13 protein-coding genes are annotated in these 14,401 nt (G+C 67.8%); 6 read left to right on the top strand and 7 right to left on the bottom strand.

Annotated elements, in window-relative coordinates:
- Positions 1-74: 74 nt before the first annotated feature.
- Together panE and IAG39_RS00160 are read right to left on the bottom strand one after the other, a co-directional pair.
- Positions 75-1,001, bottom strand: a complete 927-nt coding sequence (gene panE, locus IAG39_RS00165) for a 2-dehydropantoate 2-reductase (RefSeq protein WP_059376456.1) — start codon at positions 999-1,001, stop codon at positions 75-77.
- Positions 1,002-1,052: 51 nt separating this feature from the next.
- Positions 1,053-1,982, bottom strand: a complete 930-nt coding sequence (locus IAG39_RS00160; RefSeq protein WP_059376452.1) for a DedA family protein/thiosulfate sulfurtransferase GlpE — start codon at positions 1,980-1,982, stop codon at positions 1,053-1,055.
- A gap of 476 nt (positions 1,983-2,458) precedes the next feature.
- Here IAG39_RS00160 and IAG39_RS00155 point away from each other — a divergent pair, with 476 nt between their 5' ends.
- The 5 genes from IAG39_RS00155 to IAG39_RS00135 all read left to right on the top strand — a co-directional run bounded on the left by IAG39_RS00155 (position 2,459) and on the right by IAG39_RS00135 (position 8,545).
- Positions 2,459-3,490, top strand: coding sequence for a BMP family protein (locus IAG39_RS00155; RefSeq protein ID WP_059376449.1), 1,032 nt, complete (start codon positions 2,459-2,461; stop codon positions 3,488-3,490).
- Positions 3,487-5,016, top strand: coding sequence for an ABC transporter ATP-binding protein (locus IAG39_RS00150; protein WP_118932750.1), 1,530 nt, complete (start codon positions 3,487-3,489; stop codon positions 5,014-5,016). The genes IAG39_RS00155 and IAG39_RS00150 overlap by 4 nt, the downstream gene beginning before the upstream one ends.
- A 49-nt stretch (positions 5,017-5,065) precedes the next feature.
- Positions 5,066-6,139: an ABC transporter permease gene (locus tag IAG39_RS00145; protein ID WP_059376442.1), complete on the top strand. Its 1,074-nt coding sequence runs from the start codon at positions 5,066-5,068 to the stop codon at positions 6,137-6,139.
- Positions 6,140-6,149: 10 nt separating this feature from the next.
- On the top strand, positions 6,150-7,100 hold the full coding sequence (locus tag IAG39_RS00140) for an ABC transporter permease (protein WP_118932749.1): 951 nt from the start codon (positions 6,150-6,152) through the stop codon (positions 7,098-7,100).
- Between the two features lie 164 nt (positions 7,101-7,264).
- Positions 7,265-8,545 carry an amidohydrolase family protein gene (locus IAG39_RS00135; protein ID WP_059376437.1) on the top strand — a complete coding sequence of 427 codons (1,281 nt, stop codon included), beginning with the start codon at positions 7,265-7,267 and terminating at the stop codon, positions 8,543-8,545.
- Between the two features lie 33 nt (positions 8,546-8,578).
- On the opposite strand, the gene IAG39_RS00130 is transcribed toward IAG39_RS00135, so the two are convergent.
- The 4 genes from IAG39_RS00130 to IAG39_RS00115 form a co-directional block, all read right to left on the bottom strand.
- Entirely contained in the window at positions 8,579-9,412 is an 834-nt protein-coding gene (locus IAG39_RS00130; RefSeq protein WP_118932748.1) for a GyrI-like domain-containing protein, read from the bottom strand.
- Between the two features lie 79 nt (positions 9,413-9,491).
- Positions 9,492-10,556 (bottom strand): extracellular solute-binding protein, encoded by a 1,065-nt coding sequence (locus tag IAG39_RS00125; protein ID WP_059376429.1) that lies wholly within the window; start codon positions 10,554-10,556, stop codon positions 9,492-9,494.
- A 105-nt stretch (positions 10,557-10,661) separates the two neighbouring features.
- Positions 10,662-11,825, bottom strand: a complete 1,164-nt coding sequence (locus IAG39_RS00120; protein WP_118932747.1) for an alpha-hydroxy acid oxidase — start codon at positions 11,823-11,825, stop codon at positions 10,662-10,664.
- A 210-nt stretch (positions 11,826-12,035) separates the two neighbouring features.
- Complete coding sequence (locus tag IAG39_RS00115) at positions 12,036-12,932, bottom strand: phytanoyl-CoA dioxygenase family protein (RefSeq protein WP_059376419.1); 897 nt, start codon at positions 12,930-12,932, stop codon at positions 12,036-12,038.
- A 160-nt stretch (positions 12,933-13,092) separates the two neighbouring features.
- On the opposite strand from IAG39_RS00115, the gene IAG39_RS00110 reads away from it, so the two are divergent.
- The gene (locus IAG39_RS00110) at positions 13,093-13,389 is read left to right on the top strand and encodes an acylphosphatase (RefSeq protein WP_059376413.1); all 297 of its coding nucleotides are present in this window, start codon (positions 13,093-13,095) and stop codon (positions 13,387-13,389) included.
- 83 nt (positions 13,390-13,472) lie between these two features.
- Here IAG39_RS00110 and IAG39_RS00105 read toward each other — a convergent pair whose 3' ends face one another.
- A complete protein-coding gene (locus IAG39_RS00105; RefSeq protein ID WP_059376407.1) occupies positions 13,473-14,378 on the bottom strand; it encodes an EamA family transporter in 906 nt (301 codons plus the stop codon).
- Positions 14,379-14,401: the final 23 nt, after the last annotated feature.

The raw sequence follows: 14,401 nt of genomic DNA, 5'->3' as shown, positions 1-14,401 counted from the left end.
CGTCTTCGCCGCCCTCAGACCAGTGTGCTCCCGACGGCACCGCTTGAACAGGGGGCCGCCGGGAAGCGCTGCGATCAGGCTGCGGCGCGCTGCGCCTGATAGACCTGCAGATGCGCGTAAGCCGTGCGCAGGTAGGTCGCGTCCACGCCCAGGGTGCGGGCGCGCCGCACCATGTCGCCGACGATATGATCGGCCTCGACCGGCAGGCCCTGGCTCAGGTCGCGGAACATCGACGCGGTCACGGGTTGGGTGCGGTCCCCGATCACCTTGCGCGCCGAGGCGTCGGCCTCAGGCCGCACCGCATGGCCCGAGGCGGCGGCAACGGCTTGCGATTCCTGCAGCAGCCCGGTCATGATGTCGATGCCGTCATCAGAAGAGGCAATCTGCCCGATCGTGCCGCGCATCAGGCAGGTGGCGGCGGCCATCGTGGTCAGGAACACGTATTTCTCCCAGATGTCCTGGTAGATGTCGGTGCTCAGGCGGCTGACGTACTCGCCGCCGGCCAGGGCCTGTTCCAGCGCGACGCAGCGTTCGCTGCGGGCGGGGCCGGCGCGCTCGCCGAAGACGATATTGGCGTACTTGCCCAGATGCACCACTTCGCCCTCGGGGCCCAGGGTGGCGTTGATCTGGCATAGTCCGCCCAGCACCCGGTGCGGCTCGAACTCGCGGTCCAGCACGTCGTACTGCAGCACGCCGTTCATGATGGGCAGCACGGCGGTATCGGGTCCGACCGCGGGGCGGATGGCCTCGATGGCGCTGGCCAGGTCATAGGCCTTGCAGCTCAGCACCACCACGTCGTAGCTGCCTTGCAGCGTCTGTTGCGTGACCAGCTGCGGCTGCAGCGTGGCGTCGCCCAACGGGCTCTTGATGCGCAGGCCCTGTTCGCGGATCCGCGCGGCGCGCGGCTCGCGCACCAGGAAGGTCACGTCCGCGCCCGCCTGAGCCGCCCGTCCGCCGAAGTATCCGCCGGTGCCGCCGGCGCCCAAGAACAACATCCGCATGCCTGTCTCTCCTTGTAGGCTGCCCGCCGTCTGCGCGGGCTCATGGCGGCATTATGCGCCTTGCGGGGGGAGCGGGTGCTCGTGCTCCTGCCAGGCTTGATATCCGCCGCGCAGCGCCCAGGTCTTGGGATAACCGGCAGCGCGCAGCCGCGACGCAAGCAATGCCGCCGACACCTCGTTGGGGCAAGCGCAGTACACCACGATGTCGGACTCCAGCGCCTGGGCGTCCAGCCGAGGCAAGGGCGCTTTCAGGTCCACGGCGATGGCGCCGGGGATGCGCTGCTCTTCGCGCAGCGCTTCGGGGCGCACGTCGAACACCAGCGCGTTGCGGCCGTCCTGGCGCCACTGCATCAGCTCGTCCACCGACAGCCGCGGAATCACGCGCAGGCTGCGCAGCAGGATCCGGCGCCGCAGGAAACGCGCCAGGATGTACAACGCCAGCACCGCCGCCAGCACGCCCAGCCCCATGGCGCCGTAGGTGCCCAGGATCTCCAGCACGTCGTTGATCACGTTGTGGAACAGGCCGCCCAACAGCAGGGCCGAACCCGACCAGATCAGCGAGCCCACGATGTCGTAGCCCAGGAAACGGCGGTAGGGCGTGCCCGTCAATCCCGCCATAACGGTGGACAGCGCCCCCGCGCCCGGCAGGAACTTGCACACCAGCAACGCGCGCACGCCTATGCGCAGGTACAGGCGCTGCGTCTGCCGGATGCAGGAATCCTGCGACAGCGACATCTTGCAGATCACGCCCAGAAGACGCGAGCCGTAGCGCTGGCCAGCGGCATACCAAAGGCTGTCGGCCAGCAGGCAGGCGACCGTAGCCGCCATCCAGGGCACGAGCCACCCGCCCGCGCCGGCCAGCGCGCCGGCGGCGATCAGCATGGGATAGGCGGGTACCGGCAAGCCGGCCTGCTCGACCAGCACGTTGGCAAACACCAGCCACCCGCCGTACTGTTCCAGCAGCAGTTGTATATCTTGCATGGGGTCTTCCAGCTTGCCGCGCCACGCGCGCGGCTCATGCCTGGGATTTTAGGCGCGCAGACCGGGGATCGGCGCATCGGCGGCCGCAACGGCCCGTTCCATACGGCCGCTCTGTCCACCCCTTGAAACGCCGCGCACCGTCCTGGTGCCACCAATCCCCGCCAGGGTGCCTATAATCCTGCCCGGCCATCAGGTTTCCCCGACTTGTCGCGGGAATGCCCCATGGCATACAACTTGCTTCGCCAGGGCTGGCAGCGAACCCGACCATTCGGATGGGGCGCGTCGCCTGGCGCTCCCCATCCGATGACCGATCCCACGCCCTCGTTTCCGTACGCTAGTCCCGGCACGTCTGCCGGCGGCCGCCATATGGAACCGGGCCGCGGCCGCGCGCGCGCTCCAGCAGCGCGCGGATCGGTGCCCAGCGCGCATCGCCACCAATCCCCATCCCTTTCCCTCCCTTCGCAGGAGTCACCCGCATGAAAGCCTTTTCCACCCCGTCCGTCGCCGGCATCGCCCGCCGCGGCCTGCTCAAGCTGGCCGCCGCCGCCGCCGGCGCGCTGCTGTTCTCGGGCGCCGCCCAGGCTCAGGCGCCCGCCAAGACCAAGGTCGCCGCCATCTACACGGTGCCGGTCGAACAGCAATGGGTGTCGCGCATCCACAAGGCGCTGGTCGCGGCCCGCGATCGCGGCGAGATCGAATACACGTTCTCGGAAAACGTCACCAACGCCGATTACGAGCGCGTGATGCGTCAGTACGCGGAACAAGGCAACAAGCTGGTGGTGGGCGAGGCCTTCGCGGTGGAAGCCGCCGCCCGCAAGGTGGCCAAGGACTATCCGCAGACCGCTTTCCTGATGGGTTCTTCGGGCAAGCCGCAGCAACCCAACTTCTCGGTGTTCGACAACTACATCCAGGAACCCGCCTACCTGACCGGCATGATTGCCGGCGGCATGAGCAAGACGGGCAAGATCGGCCTGGTGGGCGGCTACCCCATTCCTGAAGTGAACCGCCTGATGCACGCCTTCATCGAAGGCGCCAAGGAAGTGAACCCGCAGACCGAATTCACCGTGACCTTCATCGGCTCCTGGTTCGATCCCCCGAAGGCCAAGGAAGCCGCCTTCGCCATGATCGACAAGGGCGCGGACGTGCTCTATGCCGAGCGCTTCGGCGTATCGGACGCCGCCAAGGAGCGCGGCAAGCTGGCCATCGGCAACGTGATCGACACGCAGCAACAGTATCCGGAGACCGTGGTCGCCTCGGCGCTGTGGAGCATGGAACCCACCATCGACGAAGCGCTCAAGCAGGTGCGCGCCGGCACGTTCAAGGCCGATGACTACGGCCAGTATTCGCTGATGAAGCACAAGGGTTCGTCGCTGGCGCCGCTGGGCACCTTCGAAAGCAAGATTCCCGCCGACCTGATGGCCAAGGTCCAGGCCAAGCAGAAGGCCATCCTGGACGGCAGCTTCAGCGTCAAGGTCAACGACAAAGAACCCAAGTCCTCGGCACGATGAACCACGCGCCTCTCGCCCTGCAACTGTCGGGGATCACCAAACGCTTTGGCAGCCTCACGGCCAACGACGACATATCGCTCACGCTGCGCCAGGGCGAAGTGTTGGCCTTGCTGGGCGAGAACGGCGCCGGCAAATCGACCCTGGTGTCGATCCTGTTCGGCCACTACGTGGCCGACGCCGGCAACATCGAAGTCTTCGGCCAGGCCTTGCCCGCCGGCCGGCCCGACGCCGCATTGGCGGCCGGGGTCGGCATGGTGCATCAGCACTTCACGCTGGCCGACAACCTGACCGTGCTGGACAACATCATGGTCGGCACGGAATCGCTGTGGAAGCTGGCGTCCGGCCGCGGCAAGGCCCGCCAGCGCCTGGTCGAACTCGGCCAGCGCTTCGGCCTGGGCGTGGATCCGGACGCGCGCGTCGGCACGCTGTCGGTCGGCGAGAAGCAGCGGGTCGAGATCCTGAAGGCGCTGTATCGCGGCGCGCGCGTCCTGATCCTGGACGAGCCCACCGCCGTGCTCACGCCGCAGGAAGTGCAGGACCTCTTTGCCACCTTGCGCGGCTTCGTCGACGAAGGCCTCGCGGTGATCTTCATCTCGCACAAGCTCGACGAAGTCATGGCGGTGTCGGGCCGCGTGGCGGTGCTGCGCCAGGGCAAGCTGGTGGCCGAGCGCGAAACCGCCAGCACCAGTCCGGCCGAATTGGCCGAGCTGATGGTGGGCCGCAAGGTCGTCATGCCGCACGCCGAAGCCGTGGCTGCGGCCGAGCAGGCCGCGCCCGTGGTGACCTTGTCGCAAGTGACGGTGCGCGACGGCCGTGACGGCGCGACGCGCCTGGACAGCCTGGACCTGGTTGTCCACAAGCACGAGATCGTGGCGATCGCGGGCGTGGCCGGCAACGGCCAGCAGGCGCTGGTGTCGGTGCTGACCGGTTTGCGCCAGCCCAGCGACGGCACCATCCGCCTGGGTCCCGAGCATGCGGCGGCGCCCACCACGCCGGCCGGCTGGACCGCGGCCCACGTCGGCCGCATCCCGGAAGACCGCCACGGCGAAGGCGTGATCGGCGACAGTCCCTTGTGGGAAAACGCCATCGTCGAAGACCTGAAGGACCCGCGCTTCGCGCGCTGGGGCCTAGTCCGGGCGCGAGCGGGCAAAGCCTATGCCCAGGCCCTGGCCAAGCAGTTCGACGTGCGCGCCGCATCGCTCGACGTGCGCACCCGCAGCCTGTCCGGTGGCAATATGCAGAAGCTGATCCTGGGCCGCACGCTGGCCCGCGAACCGCGCTTCATCGTGGCCGACCAGCCCACCTGGGGCCTGGACATCGGCGCGGTCGCCTATGTGCGCGAGCAGCTGCTTGCGGCGCGCACGCGCGGCGCGGGCGTGCTGCTGGTGTCCGAAGACCTGGAAGAGATCTTCGCCCTGGCCGACCGCATCGCCGTACTGTGCGGCGGCAAGCTGATCGCCGTGAAGCCGGTGTCCGAATGGACGCCCGCCACGGTGGGCCTGGCCATGACGGGCACGCAGGGATGAAAACCCGCCACGTCCCGCGCGTCTCCACACCCTACCGAGCATTACTCGCATGAAACTGATCCTGGAACGCCGCCCGGAGCCCAGCCGCCTGGCGCTGGCCGTGGCGCCCTTCGCGGCCATCGCCTTCACGCTGGCGGTCTGCACCCTGCTGGTGGCCTGGGCCGGCGCCCCCGTGGGCCGCACCTATGCCTTGCTGTTCGAAGGCGCATTCGGCTCGCGCTTCGCGCTATCCGAAACCCTGACCCGCGCGACCCCGTTGATGCTGACCGGCCTGGCCTGTGCGGTGGCATTCCGCGCGCGCTTCTACAACATCGGCGCCGAGGGCCAGCTATACCTGGGCGCTCTGGCCGCGGTGGCAGTCGGCGGCCTGCATGACGGCACCGGCTTCGACCTGCCCGTGCCTGCGCTGTTTGCCGGCATGATGCTGGCGGCGGCGCTGGCTGGCGCCTTGCTGCTGTTGATCCCCGCCATCCTCAAGACCCGGCTGGGCGTGGATGAAGTGGTGACCACGCTGCTGGGCAACTTCATCGTGCTGCTGTTCGTGTCGATGATGCTGGACGGCCCCATGAAGGACCCCATGGCCATGGGCTGGCCGCAGTCCGTAGCGCTCAACGGCGACCTGGAGCTCGGCAAGCTGATCGAGCGCACCCGCGCCCATACCGGCCTCTTGTGGGCTGCCGGCCTGGCGCTGGGGCTGTGGCTGCTGAACCGCTACACCGTGTTCGGCTTCCAGATGCGCGCGGTCGGCGCCAACGCGCACGCCTCGCGCTTCCTGGGCTTGCCGGTGAACCGCGTGATGCTGGGCACCGCCATGCTGTCGGGCGCGCTGGCCGGCCTGGCGGGCGCGATCGAAGTGGCGGGCCGCACCGGCTACGTCACGCTCGACATGTCGCCGGGCTATGGCTACACCGGCGTGGTGGTGGCCATGCTGGCCGGCCTGCATCCGCTGGGCGTGATCCTGGCCAGCCTGTTCGTGGCTGGCATGCTGGTGGGCGCGGACAGCATGAGCCGCGCCATCGCGGTGCCGAACTACATCGCCGACGTCATCGTCGCCACTTCGTTGCTCGCCATGCTGGTCGCGACGCTATTTGCGCAGTACCGCCTGCGCCGCAACCGGGCCTGAGGAGCGCGCCATGGAATGGATGGATCTGATGAGCTCGTCGGCGTTCTGGGTGGCGGTGCTGCGCCTGGCGACGCCGCTGATACTCGGCACGCTGGGCGTGCTGCTGTGCGAGCGCGCGGGCGTGTTGAACCTGGGCATCGAAGGCATCATGGCCGCCGGCGCCTTCACCGGCTGGCTGGTGGTGTATCTGGGCGCGCCGCTGTATGTGGGCGTGCTGGTGGCCGCTTTTGCGGGCGCGGTATTCGGCCTGCTGCACGCGGTGCTGACCGTGCCGCTGGGCCTGTCGCAGCACGTGTCCGGCCTGGGTGTGACGCTGCTGGCCACCAGCCTGAGTTACTTCGCCTATCGCGTCACGTTCCCCAGCGTGAACACGCCGCCCACGATCACGCCTTTTGCAGAAATGAAGTTCCTGGACGGCATTCCGCTCATCGGCCCGGTGCTGGCCGGGCAGACGCCCATGACCCTGCTGGCCCTGGCCGCGGTGCCGATACTGGCCTGGGTGCTGAACCGCACGCCGGTCGGCCTGGCGATCCGCATGGTGGGCGAGAACCCGGCCGCGGCCGAAGGGCAAGGCCTGTCGGTCACGCGCCTGCGCATGGGCGCCATCGTGGCCGGCTCCGCGCTGATGGGCGTGGCAGGAAGCTTCCTGACGCTGGCGGCGTTCAACGCCTTCTTCTTCAACATGGTCAACGGCCGCGGGTGGGTCTGCGTGGCGCTGGTCGTGTTCGCGTCGTGGCGGCCCGGCAAGGCGCTGCTGGGCGCACTGATCTTCGCCTTCTTCGACGCGCTGCAATTGCGCATGCAGCAAGGCGGCGCAGCGCTGCCCGGCCTGCCGGAGTTGCCGTACCAGGTCTATCTGATGCTGCCCTACGTCCTGTCCATCCTCGCCCTGGTGGTGATGGCGCGTCGCGCCGCCTACCCGCAGGCGTTGATGAAGCCCTACCGCAAAGGAGAGAGGTAGAGGAAGGGCCCACCCCCCGAAGCGCTGCGCGCCTCCCCCTCAAGGGGGCGACGCTACGGACCGGCAAAGCCGGCTCCGTGCGCCCCGGATGGGATGCGCCAGCTCAACGCGAAGAACGGGGGCCGCAGTACCATGAACAACAGAAACCTTCCGCAAGGAATTCCATGCTCGATCTGATTCTTAGACACTGCACGCTGCCCGATGGCCGCCAGAACATCGACATCGGCATCGCCGGCGGCCGCATCGCGGCCTTGGAGCCGGCGCTGAAGGCCGAGGCCGCGCAGATCGTGGACGCGGCCGGCCAGCTGGTGGCGCCGCCTTTCGTCGACGCGCACTTCCATATGGACTCCACGCTGTCCTTCGGACTGCCGCGCGTGAACCAATCCGGCACGCTGCTGGAAGGCATCGCGCTGTGGGGCGAGCTCAAGCCGCTGCTGACGCAGGAAGCGCTGGTCGAACGCGCGCTGGCCTATTGCGACTGGGCCGTGGCGCGCGGCCTGCTGGCGATTCGCTCGCATGTGGACGTGTGCGATCCGCGCCTCCTGGCCACGGAAGCGCTGCTGCATGTGCGCGAGAAGGTCAAACCCTACCTGGACCTGCAGCTGGTGGCCTTCCCGCAGGACGGCGTGCTGCGCGCCCCCGGCGCCCTGGACAACCTCAAGCGCGCGCTGGACATGGGCGTGGACGTGGTGGGCGGCATTCCGCACTTCGAACGCACCATGCAGGACGGCGCGGAATCGGTGCGCATCCTGTGCGAACTGGCCGCCGAACGCGGCCTGCGCGTGGACATGCACTGCGACGAAAGCGACGACCCGCTGTCGCGCCACATCGAGACGCTGGCGTACCACACGCAGCGCCTGGGCCTGCAAGGCCGCGTGACGGGTTCGCACCTGACGTCCATGCACTCCATGGATAACTACTACGTCTCCAAGCTGATTCCGCTGATGCGCGAAGCGGGCGTGTCCGCCATCGCCAACCCGCTGATCAACATCACGCTGCAAGGCCGCCACGACACCTATCCGAAGCGCCGCGGCATGACGCGCGTGCCCGAGCTACTGGCCGCCGGCGTGCCGGTGGCTTTCGGCCATGACTGCGTGATGGACCCCTGGTACAGCCTGGGTTCGGGCGACATGCTGGAAGTGGCGCACATGGGCCTGCACGTGGCCCAGATGACGGGCCAGGACGCCATGCGCGCCTGTTTCGAAGCCGTCACCACCACGCCGGCCAAGATCCTGGGCCTGGATGAGACCGGCCTGGCTGTCGGCAAGCGCGCCGACCTGGTGCTGCTGCAGGCGCGCGACGCGGTCGAAGCGCTGCGCCTGCGCGCCACCCGCCTGATGGTGCTGCGCGCGGGCCAGGTGGTGGCGACCACGCCGCCCGCCACCGCCACCCTGAACCTGCCGGGCCGTCCGGCCCAGGTCAGCTTCCAGACGCCGGCGCGCTGAGCACGTCTGGCGCGGCGCACACGCCGCCGCGCCTTACTTCAGCGGCATGCAGATGCGCGTCTGCAATTGCGCCGGCGGCGTGGTGCGCGGATCGTTCAGATACTGCTCGAACATGGGAAAGTCCGCCGGCACCTCGCCGCTGGCCGGCAGCCATTGCGAGAACATCCAGTTGTAGGCCTTGTCCATCTCGTTGTAGGGCCCGGTGTACGTCAGGATGGCGCAACGGCCTTCCGGAATCTCGAAGCGCTCCAGCTCGCCCCCCAGGTCCGCATCCGGCGCCACCGACATGCCGGCCATGGAACGCAGCTGGCTGGCCGGTACCTGCTCCGGGTCGTCGAGGTACACGCCGTAGCCGATGGAATCCGGCTGTGCGATGCCGCGGCTGACGGCCAGCATGAAGGCGCGCGTGAACAGCGGGCCGATTTCCTGATAGCTGCCGCGATGCGGCAGGACCGCCAGCGTCGCGCCCGGAAAGGTTTCGATCTTGATGGGATACATGCCTAGCTCCTGTGGGTCGAAAGGACGGGAGCGGACAGCCCGGTAACGCCCCGGCGATATGCCGAAGGTCGCGCCGAATGCCCGGTTGAACGCCGCGTCCGACTCATAGCCGGCGCGCTGCGCCACCTCGCGCAAGGAAGCCTCGGAATTCCCCAGCGCCACCGCCGCGCGGTGCATGCGGATGCGCTGCACGGTGGCGTTCACCGTCTCTCCCATCATGGCGCGGTAGACGCGATGGAAGTGGTACGGCGACAGGCAGGCCAGCTCGGCCAGCCGGTACAGGTCCGGGTCGGCGTCGGGGTGGCTTGCCAGCCAGCGCAGGACGGGTTCCAGGCGCTGGCCATAGAGGTTCAGGGTTGCGGGCTTCATGCGGTCTCCTTGGAGAGCAATGTAGCGGGCCGGCCTTTGCAGATTTTGCGCTTTTTGGCCGGCCGCGGGCAGGGGGCCGTCAGCGCCCGATCTCCCGGTTCCAGCGCGCGTTGAACGCGGGCCGGGTCTCGTTGATCTGATCCCAGTTCGGTATCTTGGCGTTCGACATATAGCCCTGGAAGCGCTGCAACGCATCCGCGTGGCCCGCTGGCGCCAGCACGTTGCGGTTGGACGGGAAGTGTCCGCCCATCTCCAGCGCCTTCGTCTGCGCCTGCTCGGACAACAGGTACAGCGCCAGCTTCTGCGACAGCTCCGGCTCGCTATTGCCGGCGACCACGCACTCACCCACCATCAGGATCATCGAACCCTCCTTGGGCTGCGCGTATTCCACGTGCACGCCCCGCATCTTCAGGCGGGAGATGGCCGTGGGCGTCCAGGGAAACAGCACCGCCTCGTCGGCCTGCACCATATCGGCCAGGCGCGCGGAATCCGGCAGGTATGCACGCACATTCGGGCCGACCACGGCCGGCCAGTGCGCGAAGCCCGGTCCGTAGTTCCGGTCGTCTCCGCCCAGGATGCGGTTGATCATCAGGAATGCGTGCAGGCCGAAGGTGCTGCTGGAAGCCGACTGCACCACGACCTGGCCCCGGTACTTCGGATCGGCGAGGTCCATCCACGACGTCGGCGGCGCCCAGCCCCGCTCGGCGAACACCTTGGTGTTGTAGCCCAGGCCCGTCATGCCGATGTCGATGCCCGCGGCCATGCGGTCCTTCTTCAGCGCGGTGGGATACAGCTCCTTCAGCACCGGATCGTCGTTGAGCTGCGTGCACAAGCCCATGGAGATCGCGCGCGCCATGATGCCGTCGTCCAGGAACATGAGGTGCAGCCGCGGCTTGCCCTTGTCGGCCTGGGCGCGCGCCAGCACCTCGGTCGACATGCCCGGCACCACCACGATCCTGACGTCGTGGGCGCGTTCGAAATCCGGAAACACATACTGCGAGAACGCGCGTGCCATGTCGCCGCCGTTCATGCCTACGTACAGTGTGGTCTGCTGCGCTGCGGCTCCGGCCGACAACAGCGCCGCCAGGGCCGCGCCGAGCACCGCCCCCACGCGGCGGCGCCCGTTTTGTTTGTTACGCGTCATATTGGTTCCTGCATGGGCTCATGCGACCTCCCGAATCGGCGTGCCAACGAAAAAAGCCTGGCACGCTACCGTATCCAGGCTTTTTCTCATGGGCTGCCGAACCGTTCAGTTCGGGTAGGTTCCGGGCAGCAGGATGCTGCGGTCGCCGGGCTCGATCGAGCGACGGCCGCACAGCGCCATCGTCGTATCCATTTCCTTGTACAGAATCTCCAGCACGCGGGTCACGCCGGCCTGGCCATAGGCGCCCAGGCCGTACAGGAATGCGCGGCCGATCATGGCGCCGCGCGCGCCCAGCGCCACGGCCTTCAGGATGTCCTGGCCGGAACGCACGCCGCCGTCCATCCACACTTCGATCTTCGAGCCCACGGCGTCGGCGATGGAGGGCAGGGCGGCGATGGACGACATGGCGCCGTCCAGCTGGCGCCCGCCGTGGTTGCTGACGATGAGCGCGTCGGCGCCACTATTGGCGGCCGATTGCGCGTCCTCGACATCCAGGATGCCCTTGATGATGAGCTTGCCGCCCCAGCGCTGCTTGATCCATTCGACGTCGTTCCAGCTCAGGCTCGGGTCGAACTGTTCGGCCGTCCATGCCCCCAGCGAGGACAGGTCGCTCACGCCCTTGGCGTGGCCGACGATGTTGCCGAAGGTGCGGCGCTTGGTGCCCAGCATGCCCATGCACCAGCGCGGCTTGGTGGCCAGGTTGATGAGATTGCGCAGGGTGGGCTTGGGCGGGGTGGACAGGCCGTTCTTGATGTCCTTGTGGCGCTGGCCCAAAATCTGCAGGTCCAGCGTCAGCACCAGCGCCGAACAGCCGGCGGCCTTGGCGCGGTCGATCAGGTTGGCGACGAACTCGCGGTCGCGCATCACGTAGAGCTGGAACCAGAACGGCTTCTTGGTGGCCGCGGCCACATCTTCCAGCGAGCAGATGCTCATGGTGGACAGGGTGAAGGGCACGCCGAAGTCCGCCGCTGCCTTGGCCGCCAGGATTTCGCCATCCGCGTGCTGCATGCCGGTCAGGCCCGTGGGCGAGATCGCCAGCGGCATGATCACGTCGTGGCCCACCATGGTGGTGCGCAGCGACCGGCCTTCCATATTGACCGCCACGCGCTGGCGCAGCTTGATCTTCTGAAAATCGCTTTCGTTGGCGCGGTAGGTGCCTTCGGTCCAGGCGCCGGAATCCGCGTAGTCGTAGAACATGCGCGGCACGCGCTTCTGCGCGATGGCGCGCAGATCTTCGATGCAGGTGATCGTAGAAAGGTTAGCGGTCATGGAGTGGTCTATGGAGTGTTGGGGCGCCAGCTGCGGCTCGTTATTCTTGGACGCCGGGCCGCCAGCTGCGGGCAGCTCCAGCGATTGCGCGGGCCTCCCAGGCCCCACAACGCCGCCCAGTATACGCGCCGAGGCCGGCAAGCGTCGCTTGCCGGCCTCGTTCGCGCCCCCCCTTTTATCGCAGGGACTCTTGCGGCCCCTGCGCCCCCGTTATCGCGGCCAGACCTTGGACACCGCCCGAATCGTGGCCCAGGCCACCCAGCGCGGGCTGGTCAGCCGCGCGGCGGGCAGACGGCGCATCACGTCCACGGCCAGTCCGCCGCGCTTGTGCCACTGTTTCTTGCGGGTCTGGCTGTCGGTCCAGCGGCCTTCCAGCCACGGGAATTCGCGGCGGCCCGGCTTGTAGACCGGCGGCGTGTTGTAGATCAGGATGTAAGCCAGCCGCGGCGCCTGCGAGGTATTCGGCCCGGTGAAGTGCAGCGTGCGGGCGTCATGCACCGTGATGCCGCCCGGGTCCAGCGGCTCCGGCACCGCCTGATCGCGCGGAAAATCGCCGCAGCATTCAAGCGGATGCAGGGTCTTGTCGCCGCCCGGCGAACGGTGCTCCAGCACGTCCCATTTGTTGGAACCCGGAATGAACTGCATGCAGCCGTTTTCCGTGGTGGCCGGCTGCAGCGCCAGCCAAATGCTGAGTTCGTTGTAGATGAAGTCCGGCGAGCGGAAAGCCTCGTCCTGATGCCACGGCGTTTCCGGTCCGTGCGGCCCTGGCTTGAGCAGGGCGTGTTCGCCGTACAGGGCCGCCTCGGGGCCCAGCAACTGGCGCGCCAGCTCCAGGGTGCGCTCGTGGTACTCGGTCTTCAAGAGGCCCGGGGCATAATGGCGAGGATCGTGCAAGCTGGGAAACTTGGCAGGTTTGGACGGGTCGTCGCGGCTCACAAAGTCATACTGCGCCCCCTCGTTGTAGCCGGTCTTGTTCGCGAACAGGTCGAGCAGCGTCCTGCGGATGTAACCCACCTCGTCCTGCGGGCACATGTCCTTCAGGGCCAGGTAGCCCTGTTCCCTGTAGCGCGCTGTCTCGGCTTCCGACAACAAACTGGTCTCTTCCATAATGGCTTCTCCAAGCTCTGGTAACGGGTGTTCCCGCTGGCACGTTTTGACATGAGCTCTAACGTATCGCCAGGCGCCCCCCCGGCCTATAGACCATCCGCCGTAGTCACTACCGTCTACGTACATCGCCGAGCGCGGCGCCTCATCCAAGAGAGAATCGATGCAAGACCCTAAAGCCGATACCCATATCGAGACCGTGCACGTCACGGTCACTGGCACCGTGCAAGGCGTGGGCTACCGCCACGCCACGGTCCGGCGCGCCCACATGCTGGGCGCCAAGGGCTGGGTGCAGAACCTGCCGAACGGCACGGTCGAAGCCATGGTGCAGGGCACCGCCGACCAGGTCGACCACATGCTGGAATGGCTGCGGCGCGGCCCCCCGGGCGCCAGCGTGCAGGAGATCACCACCCGCCGGGAGTACACCGATAAGCGTTACATCCGTTTCGAGCAGCTGTGAGGCCGTCGCCTCTGCTCGCCGTTATGGGCTAGTCTGGTCGGCCGATACGGACGCGAAAGGAAAAAAGGCGCCTGCCGAAAGACTCAGCGCGTGCGCAGCCAGCGCCCGCCCAGCTGGTTGAAAAGCAGGCCGGCCAGCACGCAGGCCACGCCCACCCATTGCAGCGTCTCCAGGCGTTCGCCGAAGGCAACGGAAGCGGCCCATAGCCCCACCACGGGCACCAGCAGCGAAAACGGCGCGATCTTGGCGGCGGCGTGGCGCGTGAGCAACTGCGTCCACAGCGTGTAGGCCACCAAGGTGGCCAGCACCGCCAGGTACAACACCGACAGGATCTCTCCCCAGCCTATGTTCATGATCATGCCGACCACCGGCTGCCAGCCGTCGACCAGCACGGCCAGCAGCAGGAAAGGCAGCACCGGCGCGGCGCTGCTCCAGGCGATGAAGGCAAACGGGTCGTAGCCCGGCGACTTGCGGCTGGCCAGGCGCACGATGATGTTGGACACGGCCCACATGAACGCGCCGCCCAGCGTCAGCACGAACCCCGCCATGGTCATCTGGCCCGGCCCTTCGCCGCGGCCGCCGGCGATGACCGCCAGCCCCAGCGCCGCCACGCCCAGCCCGATCCAGTGATGGCGCTGCGCGCGCTCATGCAGGATGGGCGCGGCCAGCAGCAGCGTGAAGAACGCCTGCGTCTGGATCACCAGCGACGCCATGCCGGCCGGCATGCCGAACTTCAAGGCGGTAAAGAGCAGCCCGAACTGGCCCAGGCCCTGCACCAACCCGTAAGCCGCAACCCAGCGCCACGGCAGCCTGGGCGCACGCACGAAGAGAATCAGGGGGAAGGCCGCCAGCGCGAATCTCAGGGCGCCCAGCAGCATGGGAGAAAGGCCCCGCATGCCGACCTTCATGGCGACGAAGTTGGTGCCCCAGATGACCACGACCGCCAGTGCGCAGAAATAGTCTTTTCGGGAAAGATGGGTCGTGGTCATGCGGCATTATCGCATCGCGCCAC

The organism is Achromobacter xylosoxidans (assembly GCF_014490035.1).
Lineage (GTDB): Bacteria > Pseudomonadota > Gammaproteobacteria > Burkholderiales > Burkholderiaceae_B > Achromobacter > Achromobacter bronchisepticus_A.
This window is presented reverse-complemented; position numbering and strand designations above follow the sequence as displayed.